The 16,272-nt window shown below is 64.6% G+C and carries 14 protein-coding genes and 2 pseudogenes; 2 read left to right on the plus strand and 14 right to left on the minus strand.

The features are described from left to right. Positions 1-296: pseudogene (locus tag G3N99_RS19660) on the plus strand (RNA chaperone Hfq); the annotation flags it as partial. A 77-nt stretch (positions 297-373) separates the two neighbouring features. Here the strand turns inward: G3N99_RS19660 and G3N99_RS19665 are convergent. The 14 genes from G3N99_RS19665 to G3N99_RS19730 all read right to left on the minus strand — a co-directional run bounded on the left by G3N99_RS19665 (position 374) and on the right by G3N99_RS19730 (position 14,243). Further along, positions 374-1,075 (minus strand): DUF2968 domain-containing protein, encoded by a 702-nt coding sequence (locus tag G3N99_RS19665; RefSeq protein WP_174934388.1) that lies wholly within the window; start codon positions 1,073-1,075, stop codon positions 374-376. Positions 1,076-1,129: 54 nt separating this feature from the next. After that, on the minus strand, positions 1,130-2,521 hold the full coding sequence (locus G3N99_RS19670; protein ID WP_206123233.1) for a sigma-54 dependent transcriptional regulator: 1,392 nt from the start codon (positions 2,519-2,521) through the stop codon (positions 1,130-1,132). A 108-nt stretch (positions 2,522-2,629) separates the two neighbouring features. Beyond that, complete coding sequence (locus G3N99_RS19675) at positions 2,630-4,636, minus strand: pilus assembly protein TadG-related protein (RefSeq protein ID WP_241011747.1); 2,007 nt, start codon at positions 4,634-4,636, stop codon at positions 2,630-2,632. 11 nt (positions 4,637-4,647) lie between these two features. Next, positions 4,648-4,977: a DUF3613 domain-containing protein gene (locus G3N99_RS19680; RefSeq protein WP_174934395.1), complete on the minus strand. Its 330-nt coding sequence runs from the start codon at positions 4,975-4,977 to the stop codon at positions 4,648-4,650. 20 nt (positions 4,978-4,997) lie between these two features. Then, positions 4,998-5,840 (minus strand): pilus assembly protein, encoded by an 843-nt coding sequence (locus G3N99_RS19685; protein ID WP_206123234.1) that lies wholly within the window; start codon positions 5,838-5,840, stop codon positions 4,998-5,000. A gap of 18 nt (positions 5,841-5,858) precedes the next feature. Further along, positions 5,859-6,851, minus strand: a complete 993-nt coding sequence (locus tag G3N99_RS19690; RefSeq protein ID WP_174934399.1) for a type II secretion system F family protein — start codon at positions 6,849-6,851, stop codon at positions 5,859-5,861. 4 nt (positions 6,852-6,855) lie between these two features. Next, positions 6,856-7,854, minus strand: coding sequence for a type II secretion system F family protein (locus G3N99_RS19695; RefSeq protein WP_206123235.1), 999 nt, complete (start codon positions 7,852-7,854; stop codon positions 6,856-6,858). After that, complete coding sequence (locus G3N99_RS19700) at positions 7,847-9,217, minus strand: CpaF family protein (RefSeq protein ID WP_174934406.1); 1,371 nt, start codon at positions 9,215-9,217, stop codon at positions 7,847-7,849. The genes G3N99_RS19695 and G3N99_RS19700 overlap by 8 nt, the downstream gene beginning before the upstream one ends. 3 nt (positions 9,218-9,220) lie before the next feature. Continuing rightward, the gene (locus G3N99_RS19705) at positions 9,221-10,495 is read right to left on the minus strand and encodes a fimbrial protein (RefSeq protein WP_174934408.1); all 1,275 of its coding nucleotides are present in this window, start codon (positions 10,493-10,495) and stop codon (positions 9,221-9,223) included. A gap of 60 nt (positions 10,496-10,555) precedes the next feature. After that, on the minus strand, positions 10,556-11,887 hold the full coding sequence (locus G3N99_RS19710) for a type II and III secretion system protein family protein (protein ID WP_206123236.1): 1,332 nt from the start codon (positions 11,885-11,887) through the stop codon (positions 10,556-10,558). Positions 11,888-11,953: 66 nt separating this feature from the next. Beyond that, complete coding sequence (gene cpaB, locus G3N99_RS19715) at positions 11,954-12,883, minus strand: Flp pilus assembly protein CpaB (protein WP_206123237.1); 930 nt, start codon at positions 12,881-12,883, stop codon at positions 11,954-11,956. Between the two features lie 93 nt (positions 12,884-12,976). Beyond that, positions 12,977-13,423: a TadE family protein gene (locus tag G3N99_RS19720; protein ID WP_174935221.1), complete on the minus strand. Its 447-nt coding sequence runs from the start codon at positions 13,421-13,423 to the stop codon at positions 12,977-12,979. Beyond that, entirely contained in the window at positions 13,420-13,920 is a 501-nt protein-coding gene (locus tag G3N99_RS19725) for a prepilin peptidase (RefSeq protein ID WP_174934414.1), read from the minus strand. The genes G3N99_RS19720 and G3N99_RS19725 overlap by 4 nt, the downstream gene beginning before the upstream one ends. 116 nt (positions 13,921-14,036) lie before the next feature. Beyond that, positions 14,037-14,243: a Flp family type IVb pilin gene (locus G3N99_RS19730; RefSeq protein ID WP_206123238.1), complete on the minus strand. Its 207-nt coding sequence runs from the start codon at positions 14,241-14,243 to the stop codon at positions 14,037-14,039. 677 nt (positions 14,244-14,920) lie between these two features. Here G3N99_RS19730 and G3N99_RS19735 point away from each other — a divergent pair. Further along, positions 14,921-16,180 (plus strand): annotated as a pseudogene (locus G3N99_RS19735) (collagen-like triple helix repeat-containing protein); the annotation flags it as partial. Between the last annotated feature and the right edge of the window lie 92 nt (positions 16,181-16,272).

A 16,272-nucleotide genomic window follows, 5' to 3' on the forward strand; every position in this document is an offset into this window, starting at 1 on the left:
GTCACAGCCCGTACGGCTCGCACGGCGGCTCGCGTGAATCGCGCGGCGACGGCGGCTACGGCTCCCGCGAACCGCGTGAAGGCTATGGCTCGCGCGAACCGCGCGAGGGTTACGGCTCGCGTGAGCCGCGCGAAGGCTACGGTGCCCCGCGCGAACCCCGTGAACCGCGCGAAAGCTACGGCGCGCCGCGTGACACCGGCGACGCATCCGGCAATGCATCGTCGTCGGATTCCCGCGGCGGCAGCGGGCCGGTCATCGTGACGCGCCGCCGGCGAATCGTGCCGGACGGCCAGTAAAACAAAAGGGCAAGCCAACCGGCTTGCCCTTTTTACTTGTGCGGCCGGCGCGGCATGTCGCCGCACCGCCGCCGGGTTCAGCGTGCCGTCGTCGGCAGGCCCGCATCGGCCTCACGCTGCAACGAACGCACCTGCTGCTGCAACGCACGCAGTTGCGACTGAAGCTCGGCCTGCTGCGCCTGCAATGCGGCCGTCTCGTTGCGTACGTTCTTCTGGCGATCCGCAACCGCCGCCTGCTGCTGGCGTGCGATCGAGATATCGGCCTGCAGACGCCGCGCGCGATCCTGCGTGACTTCGATCTGCTTGTCCATTTGCGTTTTCTGCGATTCCAGCTTCGCGGCCCGCAATTCGTTCACGGCCAGCCGCTCAGCCTGGCGCGAGAAATCGCGATAGATCGCTTCCGCACGCGTTTCATCGTAAGTCTTGATGACGCGCCAGAACGCCTTCTGCTGGAACAGCGCGACGAAGTACGCACCGTCCTTCACGTTGAACAACAGGCTCGCACCGTAGCTGCCGTTGTAGCTCGTGCGCATTTCCGTCAGCGTGTGTGCCTGGATCTGGCGCTGCAAGTCGTCGACCGTACTCGGCCCCGTCGACTCGCCCGCCTGCGGCTGCAACGACGCCTGCGAATCGATCACCGGAATCGCCGCCACCGGCGCCGACGCCTGCTGTACTGCCGGCGAACCGCTGTCTGCCAGACTTTGCGCGGATGCGCCCTGCATGCCTCCCACCATGGCGAGCAACACGCACGCCCTTCCCAACCCCGTCATATGGCTCATGAAGTTCTATTCCCGCCCGAGTCGTTGTAATTCAGCGCGATTTTATCTCATTAATTACTCACTTTCGCGGGTCTCGGGCTCCTCGTCGAAGATCTGATATTTGCGCATTTTTTCCCACAGTACCTTGCGGCTGATGCCGAGCTGCTGCGCCGTATCCTGGCGCCGCCAGCTGTTTGCGTCGAGCGCCGCAATGACGCGGTTGCGCTCGTTCATGTCCCACTTGCTGCGGTCGACGAACACCTCGGCCGCGCTCTCCGCCGGCACCGGCTGCGCCGAACTGCGCGCGTGCGCGATCAGCCGCTGCAACCGCGCGGCATCCCACCCGCCCGTCTGCCGCACCGTCACGCCGACACGCTCGGCGAGGTTGCGCAGTTCGCGCACGTTGCCGGGGAAATAGCTGTCCGCGACCGAATCCGTCAGCCAGTACGGCAGATCGGACAACTGAGCGAGCCGCTCCTCGCCGACGACCTGCGCGACGAACGACTTGAACAGCGCGATCTTGTCGACGGCGCCGCGCTCCTCCAGCGACGGGATGCTCAACTCGATCACCGCGAGCCGGTAGTAGAGGTCGGCGCGGAACAGGCCATCCTTCACGAGCTGCGGCAGTTTCTTGTTGCTCGCCGCCACCAGGCGGAAATCAACCTTGACCGGCGTCGTCGCGCCGACGCGCAGCACCGCGCCATCCTCGAGTACGCGCAGCAGCTTGACCTGCTGGTACAGCGGGAGATCGCCGACTTCGTCGAGGAACAGTGTGCCGCCGCCCGCCTGTTCGAAATAGCCTTTATGCGCAACAACCGCGCCTGTGAACGATCCCTTCGCATGACCGAAGAACAGCGATTCGAACAGGCCGTCGGGAATCGCGCCGCAGTTCACCGGCACGAATTCGCCGTGCCGGTAGCGCGAATGCTTGTCGTGCAGCAACTGCGCGATGCGCTCCTTGCCGACGCCGGTTTCGCCGTGCAGCAACACGTTGGTGTCACAGTCGGCGAACGTATCGACTTCGTGCAGGAGCGCCTGCATCGATTCCGAGTGCGCGACGAGTTCGGTCGGATGCGACGTTTCGGCCGTATGCGCCCGCAACTGCGTGACGAGCTTGCCGATCATGCCGCGCAGTTCGGCACACGTGAAGTCGAGCGGCAGGATATGCGAATACTCGGGCGGATACTGCGACGCGTCGTGATCGCGCGCCGCGCCGACCCAGACGACCGGCATGCCGATGTTGGCCTGCCAGTCGCGCAGGAATGCCGCGCCGGTTTCGATCATCGTCACGCTGATGATCGCCAGCGACGGTCGCAATGCGGCGCGCTCGGCCGAGACCTCCGCGTTGTCGGCGCGGATCACTTCGACGTCGAAGCTCGCCATGCACCGGGCGACGCGGTCGACGATGTCCGCCTTGCCTTCCCATACATACAGGTCGAGCTCTTCGATTGCGGGCGTGGTTCTCATGATTCGGGTGCGGCTTCAGTAAGTGACGAGTTGCTTTGCATTGCAGCTCAGTGAGCAGTTGCAGGCAGCAGCGACGCCCCCTGCTTTGATAACAGAACGTTCAGGCATTTATTGAACCAGCATCGGGTTGCCGCATTTGATCGAGTCCGGTGTGTTCGTGACATAGGCATTCCCCAGGCTCAGTCCGAGCAGGCCCGTGACGGAGGTCAGGAGAGAATCGATCGGTTGCAGGAGCAGCGGAACCAGTGTGCTTCCGAGCGCAGTCAGAAGCGGCCCGGTCAGGATATCCAGCAAGGGGTTCAGGATGCCGGCCAGCACCCCCACCAGCCCGCCGCTCGCCGACACCGAAACCGACAGGCCGCTACCGACGATACCCTGAACCGCGGGCGCCAGGAATTGGTCCGTTCCCGTGCCCAGCGTGTACGGTGACGCCGGGCTCGGCGAAGCGGATGACCCGGGGCCGGGATACGTGAACGTCAGCGCAGTCGGCGTTTGATTGGCAACGGGCACCGTCAGTTGCCCGGGTTTCAGGCTGATATTGACGGATATCTGATTCAGGTTGATCAACCCCAGCGTCAGCACATTGAGCGCTGAAATCACGGTGTTGAGCCCCAGCAGACTGAGCAAGCTCTGCAGGTTGACGGATACCAGCGTAATCGGGGTTCCGCTGCCGGTTGCATACCCGGACGGCGCGTTCAGGTTGATCGGCGTATTCGCCGAACCGCCGATGTACACGGCAACCACACCGGTCTGCACGTTCACCTGTGCAGTTTTCGTGCCGTTCGCGGTACAGGTGACCGATGCGAGGCCCGCCGTCGCCGGTGCCACATAGGCGGTAATCGGCAGTTGCACCGCGGCAAGCGGCGTGGGACTACCCGACGGGCACGTGCCTCCCGGATAGACCAGCCCGCCGGTCGGACAGGTCGACAGCAGCGATATCGACGTATTGAGGAACACATTCCCCTGCGCAGTCGACGTGTTGGTCGTGCAATTGGAGGTTCCGCAATTCGTCGGCCCGGCCGGACCGCTCGCGGTGGACGGCGGTGTCCCCGCAAGCGACACCGAGCCCGATACGGTTGCGTTCAGCAGCGGCGCCAGCGCGGTCGGCGTCTGAACCGTGATGCTGGGAATGGCGACCGAATTCGTGCCGTTCGCGATCTGCAATGCCGTCGACAGCAGGCCAAGCGCGTTGACGCTGGCATTGACGGCGGAGGTTCCCGTCGCGGTTGCGGCAGAAACAAGCTGGCCGAGCGCGATCTGGGGTCCGCCGCAGACATTGCCGGAACAGAGTGCAACGACGATCGCGTTCAGAACGTTCAGGTTCGCCCCGACCAGATTCTGCTGCGTCGCCGCCTGCACCGCCGCGTTGGCCAGTTGCCCGAGCGTCACCGTGCCATTCAGCACGGATGTGCTCGTGCCAACCGGCAGATTGGCGAGGATGCCGGCCAGCTTCAGGTTGACCTGCGCGAGCCCCTGATAGTCGACGGCCTGCAGGCTCAGCGCATTGGGCGACCCCGTCAGCACCTGGAGCAACTGATTGGCCAACCCGCCGTTCAACGCCGCCAGCGACGTGGTCAGCGTGAAGGTATCGGTCGGCACGCTCTTGGCGATAGCCGACGCACCGACGGTTATCCCGCTGCGGAAAATCCCGTCGATCGGCTCGGAAAGCGTCACGCAGACGGCGTTGACCGATTGACCGTTGATCGTTCCGGGCGACAGGCCTGCACACTGACCGTTGGTCGCTGCGCCCGAGGTCGGCGTAAACAGCGGATTGCCGCTGCCTTGAGGCGCGGTCCAGACACCGCACGTCACGGAGACGGTCGAGTTCGCCGGCAGCGGCTTCGATGCCGGATTCGCGATGCGGCCGGCTGCGGTAGTCGCGGCCGTGCAGGTCGAATCCGCGCTGATTTGCGACACGGCCGAAAGCGCTGCCAGATCGGCGGCCGCCTGCATGCTGCGCCGTTCGGAATAGAAATGACCGATATCGATCGCACCCAGCATGATGAATGCAACCGACACCCAGATCGCGGCCATGACCGCAATGGTGCCGCGCTGGCGCCCCGGACGACCGGCAAGGCCGCGTCGTCGCGCTACGGGTGATTGATCTGCGCGCATCGCCGTTCCGCTTACTGCATGCCCTGACTGCTGCCCGACATGCCGCTGGCGGAACCGAGTTGCGAGCTCATCGAGCCCGGGATCTTGTTCTTGAACGAATCGAGATAGCGCTGGTATACGAGCGACGCGACGTCGCCGAGCAACGGCTGCGTCGGTGCCGCCGCGCGATTGTCGCGTTGCATCGAGAGCCACGCCTTCGTCGAACGGCCCACATCGGACGCGCCCGCCGTCACGGCCTCCTGTCCGTATGCCGCAGCAGAACCGGCCATCACGCAGGCGATGGCGGCCAGCACCGCGATCCGGCCCGCGTGCATGCTTCGATGATGTTTGTTGTTGTTCATGTCGTTCCCCCGGTGCCTGTTCATTGTGCAAACCGTTGCAGCAGCGGCACGGTCTGATCGTAGCCAAAATTGTTCGCCATCGGCGTGATCGGCGCCGACGTAGCGCGCCGCGACACGACCGGCGGCGTCGCAACCGCGCGTTGCTGCGCGCGCGCGGCTGCCGCAATCTTCGCGGCGTCGCCGGCGATGTCCTTGCGGATATCCGCCGGCAGATGCTGCTGGTTCATCAGCTTCTGCGCATCCTGAGCGCGCCCTGCCGCGAACAGGTAAAGCGCGAGGTTGCTGACGATTTTCGGATTGCGCTGATCCAGCTCGGCGGCCTTCATCAACGGCACACGTGCGCCAACCACATCGCCGCTGCGCAACTTCGCATACGCAAGATCAGACAGCATCGATGCGTCAGTCGGCGCCAGATCCGACGCCTGCGTCAGCGTCTGCGCCGCGCGGTCGAAATCACCCGCCGCACCCGCAAGCAGCCCGAGCCCGCGATAGCCGCGCGCGGCGAGTGGCGTCTTCAGCAACTGCGTGTAGACAGCCGCGCTCGCGGCCGGCTGGTCGGTCATCCGCAGTGCATCCGCACGCAACAGGATCGACTCCGGTACGACGCCGTACGTCTTGTCATAGGCGTCGATGTGCGCGAGCGATGCGTAATAGAGCCCTTGCGACTGCATCCGCTGGATCAGGCCGAGGTACATGCCCGGCGTATCCGGCACGGCCTGTTTCTGGTCGGCGGCCTGTATCAGTGCCGCGCGCTCCGTCTGCGCGTTCACGCCGTAACCGCTGTCCTTGGTCGCGCACGCACCCAGCACCAACACCGCCGCCGCCGCGCCCGCCCGCATCGCCATTCCGCCGATCCGCTTCATCGTCCTTCCTTCCGTCCTTCAGTGATGCGGCGACAACGCATGCATCACCGCCAACATGCCGGGCCCGGCCGTCACGATCAACAGTGCGGGCAACAGTGTCAGCACCATCACACCGGTCATCTTCACCGTCAACCGGCCGATCCGCTCGCGCAGCATGGCACGGCGTGTTTCGCGCAGCCGATCTCCGAACTGCTTGAGCGGCTCCTGTACCGCGCCGCCATGCTTGTCGACCTGAATCATCAATCGCACGATCGCGCGCAAGTCCTCGTTGTCGAATCCGCTGGACAGCCGCTGCAGCGACTGCTCGCGCGTACGACCCGCGGCGAACTGGCGCTGCGCGATGCCGACTTCCGATGACAGCACCGGCAACATCCCGCGAAAATCGTTCGTCACGACCTGCAGGCTCTGATCGAGCGACAGGCCGACGCCTTGCAGCAGGCGCAGCATGTCGACGAGCAACGGCAGTTCGTCGACCACGCTCTGCCGCCGCGCAGCCGAACGGCGCTGCACGTAGAGTTTCGGCAGCATGAAGCCGAGCCCGAAGGCGGCAAACATGCCGACCATCCAGAGACCGCCCTTCATTCGCCCGCTCGCGAAGATGGCGAACAGCAGCGGCAGCCCGATCCCGAACGCGACCCGTGCGCTGAGGAACAGCCCGCGCGTGCGTGCGTCGACATAACCGCATTGCTCCAGCAGGCGGCGATCCTCTTCCGCGACCGCGTATTTGCCGAGCCCGGTATCCAGCCAGCGCATGCCCGCTGCCGACAGCCGGTCGAGAAAGCGCTCGACACGCTGACCGCCACGCACGTCGGGTTTCGCCGGCGCCGCGCTGTCCGGCGCGGCTTTCGCTTTCGCTGCCTCAAGCGCGGCCATGCGCCGGTCCAGCGCATCCACCAGCGCGCGTTCGGCACGCGTCGCGGCACTCGCCCGCAACATGGCAACCATGCCGAGCAGCAGCACCCCGAGTGCGCCCACCGCCAACGCGATCGCCCCGATTTGAGTCGCTGTCATAGATTCACCTGAGCCGAGCCATTCGATACAGCCACACGCTGCCGGCCAATTGCATCAGGAACGCGATCATGAGCAGTGTCCGCCCGCTCGGATCGTTCCACATCCCGTGCAGATACTTCGGATTGGTCATCACGACAAAGCTGCCGATCCCGATCGGCAGCATGACGAGAACGAACGCAGACAATCGCGTTTCCGACGACATCGCAGTCAACTCACGCTCGGCCTGCTCGAGGTCACGCATGAACACGGCCATCCGTTCGAGCATCACGTCCGCACGCCCACCGTATTTGACCGACAGGCGCAGCACCGAGCCCACCAGTTCGAACTCCTCGGTCCGATAGATCTTCGCGATGTGCATCATCGCGCGATCGATCTCGATACCGCCGCGCAGCATCCGCGACACGAGATCGAGGCAACCGCGCAACGGCTCCTCGGTCGTCTGCAATGCAGACTGGAACGCAGCCGGCACGCTGTTGCCGAGCGTTACGAGACGCACGATCCCGTCCAGGAACGACGGGATCTGCCGGACGATCTTCAGCCGCCGCCGCTGGATCCGCGAAGCGAGCCAGACGCCGAGCATCGCGCTACCGCAAGCGATTGCCGCAAGGCACGCCAGTACGCCGCCGCGGCTGCCGGCGATAAACGCAGCCGCGACAAGTACGCCAAGCGCAACGAGCGTCTTGCCGCGCGCATCCTCGATTCCCGCGCGGCTCGCGAGGTTCGCCAGATACTCGGATGCCGTCGCGTACCAGTGCGCCCAGGCTGCGTCGGACGATGCACTCCGCGCCGCGCCCGGCAGCGGTACGGCGCGCGCCGCCCCCGCCGCCGACGGTCGCCCCGCCGGTGCCGTGGCACTGGCGCGTGCGCCCGGTTCGAGCCGGCTGTCTATGAAGCGCTTCGCGTCGGTCCGCACGCGCCGGGTCTCCGCGTGACGCCACAGCATCATCGCAGCCGCGACACACAGCATCGCGATCGCCAGCACCCACACCATTGCGCTATACATTGAAGCCCCCGCCGCCGCGGCCGAACCCGCCGCCGCCGAAGCCCCCGCCAAACCCGCCATCGCCGAATCCGCCGCTCGTCAGCGTCTGGCGGAAGCGCGCAAGCTTCGGCGAATGCGGATGAATGCCCAGCGTTTCCCAGTGGTCGACTTCCTCGCCTTCCGCCGTCACGCGCGCTTCGTAACGGTAAAGCTCCTGCGTCGCGATGATGTTGTCGGACAGCCCGGTTACTTCGGTGATCGACAGGATCCGCCGCCGCCCGTTCGACAGGCGCCCGATCTGCACGATGAAGTCGATCGCATTCGCGATCTGCCGGCGCAGGCTCGATTCGGTGCCCTGGAAGCCGGCAAAGCCGGCCAGCATCTCGAGACGGTACAGGCACTCGCGCGGCGAACTCGCGTGCACGGTGCCCATCGAGCCGTCGTGACCGGTGTTCATCGCCTGCAGCATCTCCAGCACTTCGCCGCCGCGCACTTCGCCGACGATGATCCGGTCCGGGCGCATCCGCAGCGTATTGCGCAACAGGTCGCGAATCGACACGACGCCGGTGCCGTCGAACCCGCCCGGCCGGCTCTCCAGCCGCACGACGTGCGGGTGGTTCAGCGACAGCTCCGCCGTATCCTCGATCGTCACGACCCGCTCGATCTCAGGAATGTGGAACGCGAGCGCGTTGAGCAGCGACGTCTTGCCGGAACTCGTGCCGCCCGACACGAGAATGTTGCAGCGCGCCTCGACGGCCGCCTGGAGCAGCGTGTTGATCTCTTCGTTGAACGTCCCGTTGCCGAGCAGATCGGACGGCTTCAGCGGATCCTTGCGGAATTTCCGGATCGATACGACCGGGCCGTCGATCGACAGCGGCTCGATCACGACGTTCACGCGGCCACCGTCGGGCAGCCGAGCGTCGACCATCGGATTCGACTCGTCGAGGCGGCGACCGATCGGCGCGAGGATCCGGCGCACGATCCGCAACAGGTGCGCGTTGTCGGTAAAGCGCACCGGCAGCCTTGCGAGGATCCCGTGACGCGACACGTACACGTCGTTGTAGCCGTTGATCAGGATGTCCTCGACGGCCGGGTCCGCGAGCAGGTCCTCGATCGGCCCGAAGCCCGCGAGCTCCTTCGTCAGCGCCTCGGCGATCGCTCGCACCTCGTTCTCGTTGAGCGGAATGCGGCGCAGGCGCACGAAGCTGTCGATCTCGAGATCGACGAACTGGTTGATCGCCTGTCGGGACCATCGGCCGAACTCGGCGCCCAGTTCTTCGATGCGCGTCAGCAGATGTTCATGCGCGGCATTCTTGATGTCGTGGAATTGCTGCGTCTGGGAGAACGGCGCTGCGCCGTCGGCGAATTGAATGTCGTGTGCCATCGCTTACGACCGCTTGGACGAGGGTTGAATGAAGCGCTTCAGCGCAGACAGGCCGGATGCCGGTCGCGTGGCGGTCGACCTGACCGACACGCCTGGCAGCCGCGCGGCAAGCGACTCGAGCGCGCGCACATACGGGTCGCGCTCCGCCATGTCGACGATGAGCCGACCCTGGTTCGCGGCATGGCCGATCGCGACGCGTCGCGACGGCAGCGTACCGACCAGCGACAGCCCGAGACGCTCGGCGATCTGCGCGGGCGTCAGGTCGAGTGCCGGGTCGTACTGGTTGACGACGAGCCGCACACGATCGGGCTCGACACCTGCGTCGCGCAACTCGGTCAGGAGATCGGCTGCCGACACGATCGACGCGACGCCCTGATCGCAGACGAGCCACGCTTCGTCGGCCGAATTCGTAATCTGGGCGACGAACTCGTGGTTGGAAAAGCCGCCGAGATCGACGATCTGCTGATCGAAGAATGCGCGAAAACGGTTCAGCAAACCGGCGCACGATGCGTACGACACGTCGCGCAATCCGCCGAGATCGGCCGGCAGCGTCGTCAAGGCGACACCGCTCTCATGCCGCGTCAACGCGGTATTCACAAAGGTCCGGTCGATGCGGCGCAGATTGTGAACCGCATCGATGAAATGGAATTCGCAGCGGGTATTCAGGAACAGTGCGCCATCGCCTGCCGGCAACCCCAGGTCGACGAGTGCGGTCTGGCGACCGGCCGGCGTACCGCCATTCGGCACGCCGCCCGCCCCCGGGCTTGCCGCGCGCTTCTGCAGCCACACGGAGAGATTCGCTGCGAGCGTGCTCACGCCCATGCCCGCTCGGGCGCCGAGCAACGCGACGAGCTTGCCATGGCGGCTCGCCGGCTCGCCGACGTTCGCAAGCAGCCCGCGCGTCGTGCGCAACGCATCTTCCACCGGGGCCGACACGTCGATGAAATCGCGTACGCCGGCGCGCAGCGCGGCAAGCGTGCTCTCTGGTTGCGCGAGCGAACCGAGCGCGACGATCGGCAGCCCCGGGTGCGTCGCGCGAACCGCTGCGGCGGCAATGCTCGCGGCGGGACTGCCATCCGAGAAGTCGATGAAGACGAGCGCCGGATTGAGGCCCGTGATGCGCTGTGCCAGCACACCCGGCTCCAGCGACGCAGCCTCGACCGCGCCGGCCGACACGAGCGTATCGGCCAGCCAGCGGACATGCGCCTCCTGTTGCGATGCGCAAACGAAATAATCGGTCACGGCGGGTTCACACAATGATTGGATTCGCGCGTTCATGTCGAACACCCCCGATTACGCATGGTGTGCAGGTGCATCGCAACAAGCGATGCTTCGCACTCATTTCGAAAATCCCGGTGCGGCGTCAGGCGATGCCGCGCCACCCAGATACGACTGCCAGACCGGCCCGTTGCGCTGTTCGGACAGCTCACCCGGCGTCGCAGGCAGCACTGCTCCCTTCGCGATCGGCGCGACGAGATGCGGCGTGACGATGATCAGCAGTTCTTTGTCATTCTGCTGATAGTTCATGTTCTTGAAGAATGTCCCGATGATCGGCAGGTCGCCGAGCAACGGCACCTTGCTCACGTTCGACATCGTCTGGCGATCGATCAGCCCGCCGATCACGAAGCTCTCGCCATCGCCGAGTTCGACGGTCGTATCCGCCCGGCGGGTCGTGATGCCCGGCACGGCGACACCGCTGATCGTCACGCTGTTCACGAAGTCGAGCTGGCTGGACTCGGGCGCAACCTTCAGTGCGATCCGCTGCGGGCTCAGCACCGTCGGCGTCAGCGAGAGACCGACACCGTATTGCTTCCACTGGATCGCGGTCGAACCGAGCCCTTGCGGCGACGGCACCGGAATCTCGCCGCCCGCGAGGAAGCTGGCGCTCTGTCCGGACAGGGCGACGAGCGTCGGCTCCGCGAGCACGCGTGCGAGATTGTTCGCTTCCAGCAGCGACAGATCGGCAAAGATGCCGCGCCCGGCTGCGTTCACCACCAGGTTGAAGGCCGACGCGACGGGCGCACCGAGCGTCGGAACGTACCCGCCGGTACCGGGGCCCGATCCGCCGTTATAGGACTGCACGCCACCCGGCGAGAACGAGCCGAACGAAAATCCGTTGCTTTGCTTAAAGAAGTTGAAGCCGACCTGCTTGAGCACCGAGCGGCTGAATTCGACGACGCGCACATCGACCTGCACGACGTTCTTGCCGGCGATCGTCGAGCGATCGATCACGACACCTTTCGCGCTCATGTTCTTGCCCACCGCGACGGCACGGTCGTGTGCATCAAGCGATGTCGACGATCCCCGCAGCACCGCCGTTCCGCCATACGCATTCACGCGCGGCGTGGAGCCGTCGAGCACTGCATGTGCGGACGCATCGACGACTTCGACATTCCACACGGTCGGCTCGTCGCGGCCGCGCTCCCACAGCATCACGTTCGTCGCACCCGGCGCCTTCGCGGTCAGCAGCACCGATCCGGAACGGCTGCCTTTCATGATCAGCACGTCGGCGACCGCCGGATCGCCAACCGCAACGCGCTGCAACGCGCGGCCAGCCGAAATTTGCCGTTGTGCGCCAACGGCGAGTTCGATCGTCTCGCTCGCGTTGACGAACGATGCGAAGGTCATGGCCCAGATAGCAATCGCGAATGCAATCAGTGTGTTTTTCATTGTTCGTTGAACCGTCTCTCGGCCTTTTTACTTGTCGTCGCTGATATCGATGACCGTCGATGCCTTTCAGTAAGCAACCGTTTCCGACCGGCCGCCGCGAATCACCTCGATACCGCCGCCACTCCCGCTCGGCCGCACCGCCGGCGGCAGGTGCGACGGCAACGGCGGCACGGTCACGTTGGCCACCGCATTGCGCTGCGTGCCGGACAATTGCTGCAACGACACGCCGGCTGCGGCGAGCGCCGACGGCGACAGCTTGTTGTCGGTGCGCACCGCAACCGTCTGCATGGCAAGCTCGTCGTCGCGCGGGTTGCGCAATGCGAGGGTCAACCGGCCGCTCGCCTCACCGAGCGTCAGCGCGTCGACCTGCGCAGTCGGCACCGCCAGTACTGCGATGCGCACATTCGACGGCTGGCCGTTGTTGCCGTTCGTGTTGCTGCCGCTGTCGCGTTCGGGTGTCGCATCGCCGAACGACAGCACACGCACCTTCGACAACAGCAGTCGCGCCTGCGTCTGCGAGATTTCCCCGTCGAGCATCGTCGAACCGCTCTCGCGCTTGAGATTCAGGAACACGTCGACGAAATTGCCGGGACGCAGCCGGTTGCCGACAGCATTGGTCTCGTCTACGTGAACCGCGATCGCGCGCTCGCCCGGCTGCACGTCCTCGGCGAGGCCCGACACCAATGCGCCCGAAACGACCGGCGACGAAGCCGGGATGTCCCGCGTCGGCACTCGGCCGACGAGTTCGCCCGGATTGTTGAACGCACCGGTCGGCATCGGCGCGGTCGCCTGAACCTTCAGCGCGTCGGCGGTAATCGGCTGGCCTGCCGGCAACGCCCGCGCGGCGATCACGACCGGAACCGGATTGACCGCCGCAATCTGCTGCGCCGGCGCGGGAGCCGGCGAACTGCGCCCGAGCATCCATGCATAGATTCCGAGCAGCACAGCAATCGCAATCAGCAGCCCCGCGATGATCTTGGTTAGGTTGTTGGCCATGTTTTTGTATGGATGCCGGAATAAAAATCCGAGTAAGTTTTACTTGCTGCTCGATTCATGTGCTCGCGGACCCATCGCGTCACGATGACCACCTCATAGGATCGACTGCGGAATCTGCACGACTGCCGTCCCCGTCAACGGTTGGGTGATGATGGCTCCCAGGAACGGCATGGTCGTGACCCACGCTTCCGGCGAGTAGCTCACCGTGACCGTCAGGCAATAGAGCGACGGCGGATTCGTCGTGTCGTAACTGCACTGCGGCGCCGCGACCTGCGGCGGGCTGATGTTCAGCCAGCCCAGGACATTCTGTGCGGCAGTCGTCGCGTTCGTCACTCGCGCGGCCAGGGTCGGCGCGTAGTTCAAACCTGCGCGCGCACCTTCGCTGGCCGCCAGCGTCAGGCTTTGCTGAATGAGGAAAATCATCCCGAAACTGAGGATCGCGTAGAAGATCATGAAGAACAGCGGAAAAACGATCGCGAATTCGACCGCCGTCGCCCCGCGCTGCCGCCGGCGCCCCTGCAGCTGCCCCAGTCGCTTCATCGCATGCCCCCCGTTGCAATCAGATACACGAGCCACGCCGCCGCCGGTATCGCCAGACATGCCGCATACGGCGTCGCCCGATATTTGCCAAGCGCGAGCGCAGGCTCGCCGCGGCGCCACAGCGCGCCCGGCGATGTCCGCGACAACACGATCAGCGCGACGGCGTGAAGACCGGCGGCAAGGCTCGCGACAACCCAGAGCCAGAGCAGCGCGTGTGCACCGCACCACACACCGAGTACGGCAAACGTCTTTACGTCTGCCGCGCCCATCAGTCGCAGCATGAAAAAGGGGAAAAGACCGGCCAGCCCGACCAGCATGCCGAACATGGACTGATACAGCGAGATTCCAAATGGATTCGCGTTGAAAATTGCCGCGCCAAATCCAGCGATCAAACCCGCCAGGACGAGCGAATTCGAAACGCGCCGAAATCGGATATCACTGGCCGCGACAATCGTCACCCAGGCCAGGAATGTCCCGCTGAAAATAAGATCTGCCATCGCGCAACTGTCCGCCGCAAATGTCGGCGCGAGCAGATTGCCGAGACAATCAGCTCGCTACCGAACCAAAACGACTTTCACGAAGTGAAGCAGTCGTTCCAATTATTTACGGAAGGTCAGCCCCAGATGGTAGCGGCCGCACATGCGGCAGCTGTACGTGTAGTCACGCAAGTGCCGAGATTGGTGAACATGGTCCCGAGGCTGCCACCGATCGACGTCACCCCGGCGACGATCGCAACAGCAATCAGACCCGCAATCAGACCGTACTCGATCGCGGTAACCCCGTCTTCTTCCCGAAGGAAGCGAATCATCATTGCTTTCATTTTATTCCTCGTGCCTGTATTTACGTTCTTTGGCCTTTTATACGTATACGTCCCCGCATATCTAGCCGTTGCCCCGTTCTGTTCGCCACATCTGCTGTAACGACAATCGGGTGCGCTTTCTTTATAGATTGCCCCGAGGGGCATGGCTCATCATTTGATGCAAGTTAACATTCGCGATAGTGACCCTCCTCGAACGTTGTGTACCGAACCGTACATTTCCTTACATCTGCTCCGGATTCTATATCCGATCCCATTTAACTTCCAACCTCTTTTAACGACTTGGACGGAAAAAAATGGCCAGGAGCACAACGTATTTGTACGGCGTTTCGGTACGACTTACACATAGGATTTACGATAGGTTAGATGTGCACACCTAATCCACCAGTAAAACCATTGCCTCGTCCACCAAGCCTGCTCGGGCCCCACGTTACGCCGCACGCGTAACGCCAATGTTGTGACGTTACGTTACGAAACGCTCGAAACCGTTCTCATTTGTCTGCGCTTAAACAGATTCAACAATCTTTCAATTTCCATAACTTCCTTTTCTGACAAGGAATTGCCTCGTTTAAAACCTGTTGCCGAACCGTCGAGCATCGAAATGGCACGACAGTTGCAGAGTAGTCCTCGCACCACTCAACACAACGCAGTTCACAACACATTTTTAATGCGAGGACAAAATGGACATTAAGGTTATCCCCCATGGCGTGTTCCGGACGACTCTGATCGCGGCCACCGTTGCAGCCATGCTTTCCCTCTCCGCGTGCGGCGGTTCCGGTTCCATCAGCCAGGGGCTCGGCGGCGGCTCGAGTTCGGGCGGCGGCGACACGATCTCCACGTCGGGCACGAGCGGTACCTCGGGCACCAGCGGTACCTCCGGCACGAGCGGCACGTCCGGCACCAGCGGAACCTCGGGCACCAGCGGTACGTCCGGCACCAGCGGAACCTCGGGTACAAGCGGCACCAGCGGTACGTCGGGCACGAGCGGCACCTCCGGCACCTCGGGTGTGTCGTCGAACCCAGTGGGAACTGTCCTCGCAAGCAGCAGCAACATCATCACGGGTGTCGGCGGCACCGTCTCGGGTCTGGGCTCCGTCATCGGCAGCCAGTCGCTGCCGGGCGTCAACCCGGCCACCACGCAAGCCGCAGGCGGCGTCGTGCAAAGCGTCGGCGGCGCGGTGACGGCACTTGGCAACGGCCTCGGCAACGGGCTCGGCCAGCTCGGCGCGACGAAGGATCCGCTCGGCACCACGCTCGCCAGCACGGGCGGCGTGGTCAACCAACTCGGCGGCGCCGTCACGCAGACGGGCAACCTGGTCTCCAGCCTCGGCAGTGGCCCGCTGACACCGCTCTCGCCGGTCACGGGCGCCCTCGGCGGTCTCGTATCGACGATCGGCGGTGCAGTCTCGAACGGCGGCACCACCCTCACCAACGCACTGTCGACCGGCCCGATCCAGCAAGTCACGCAGACGGTCAGCTCGGCCATCACGCCGATCACGACGATGGTCGGCCAGACGACCCAGACGATCGGTACGGCGACCGGCCTCGGCGCCCCCGTCAACACGCTGCTCGGCACGGTCGGCAACGGCCTGAACCAGGCTGGCGCCCTGCTCGCGTCGGCGGGCGGCAACCCGGTCACGACCGGCCTTGGCAACACGGTCTCGTCGACGGGCAACACCGTGAAGGCCGTCGGCGGCCTGCTCACGGGCGGCACCGGCGGCGTGACCAACCCGCTCGCACCGCTCACGGGTCTCCTCACGACGGTCACGGGTACGCTCGGCGGCGCAACGGGTGGCGCCAGCAGCCCGCTCGCTCCGGTCACCGGCCTCGTCTCGACGGTCACCGGTGCGCTTGGCGGTGCAGCGGGTGGCGGCAGCGGCCCGCTCGCTCCGGTCACCGGCCTCCTCACCACCGTTACCGGCGCGCTCAGCGGTGCAGCAAGATCGGCAGAGCGTCGTGCAGGGAAAGGGTGTATATCTCGGTGTATGTGTCGGTAGTGGCAGTATCATTCACGAATAAATACGCACGAGTA

Origin of the sequence: Burkholderia sp. Ac-20392, assembly GCF_017104585.1 — a bacterium.
In the GTDB taxonomy this organism is placed as follows: Bacteria; Pseudomonadota; Gammaproteobacteria; order Burkholderiales; family Burkholderiaceae; genus Burkholderia; species Burkholderia lata.

Coding starts and splice junctions, on each gene's coding strand:
- G3N99_RS19665 (WP_174934388.1), bottom strand. CDS start 1,075: ATGAGCCATATGACGGGGTTGGGAAGGGCGTGCGTGTTGCTCGCCATG.
- G3N99_RS19670 (WP_206123233.1), bottom strand. CDS start 2,521: ATGAGAACCACGCCCGCAATCGAAGAGCTCGACCTGTATGTATGGGAA.
- G3N99_RS19675 (WP_241011747.1), bottom strand. CDS start 4,636: ATGCGCGCAGATCAATCACCCGTAGCGCGACGACGCGGCCTTGCCGGT.
- G3N99_RS19680 (WP_174934395.1), bottom strand. CDS start 4,977: ATGAACAACAACAAACATCATCGAAGCATGCACGCGGGCCGGATCGCG.
- G3N99_RS19685 (WP_206123234.1), bottom strand. CDS start 5,840: ATGAAGCGGATCGGCGGAATGGCGATGCGGGCGGGCGCGGCGGCGGCG.
- G3N99_RS19690 (WP_174934399.1), bottom strand. CDS start 6,851: ATGACAGCGACTCAAATCGGGGCGATCGCGTTGGCGGTGGGCGCACTC.
- G3N99_RS19695 (WP_206123235.1), bottom strand. CDS start 7,854: ATGTATAGCGCAATGGTGTGGGTGCTGGCGATCGCGATGCTGTGTGTC.
- G3N99_RS19700 (WP_174934406.1), bottom strand. CDS start 9,217: ATGGCACACGACATTCAATTCGCCGACGGCGCAGCGCCGTTCTCCCAG.
- G3N99_RS19705 (WP_174934408.1), bottom strand. CDS start 10,495: ATGAACGCGCGAATCCAATCATTGTGTGAACCCGCCGTGACCGATTAT.
- G3N99_RS19710 (WP_206123236.1), bottom strand. CDS start 11,887: ATGAAAAACACACTGATTGCATTCGCGATTGCTATCTGGGCCATGACC.
- cpaB (WP_206123237.1), bottom strand. CDS start 12,883: ATGGCCAACAACCTAACCAAGATCATCGCGGGGCTGCTGATTGCGATT.
- G3N99_RS19720 (WP_174935221.1), bottom strand. CDS start 13,423: ATGAAGCGACTGGGGCAGCTGCAGGGGCGCCGGCGGCAGCGCGGGGCG.
- G3N99_RS19725 (WP_174934414.1), bottom strand. CDS start 13,920: ATGGCAGATCTTATTTTCAGCGGGACATTCCTGGCCTGGGTGACGATT.
- G3N99_RS19730 (WP_206123238.1), bottom strand. CDS start 14,243: ATGAAAGCAATGATGATTCGCTTCCTTCGGGAAGAAGACGGGGTTACC.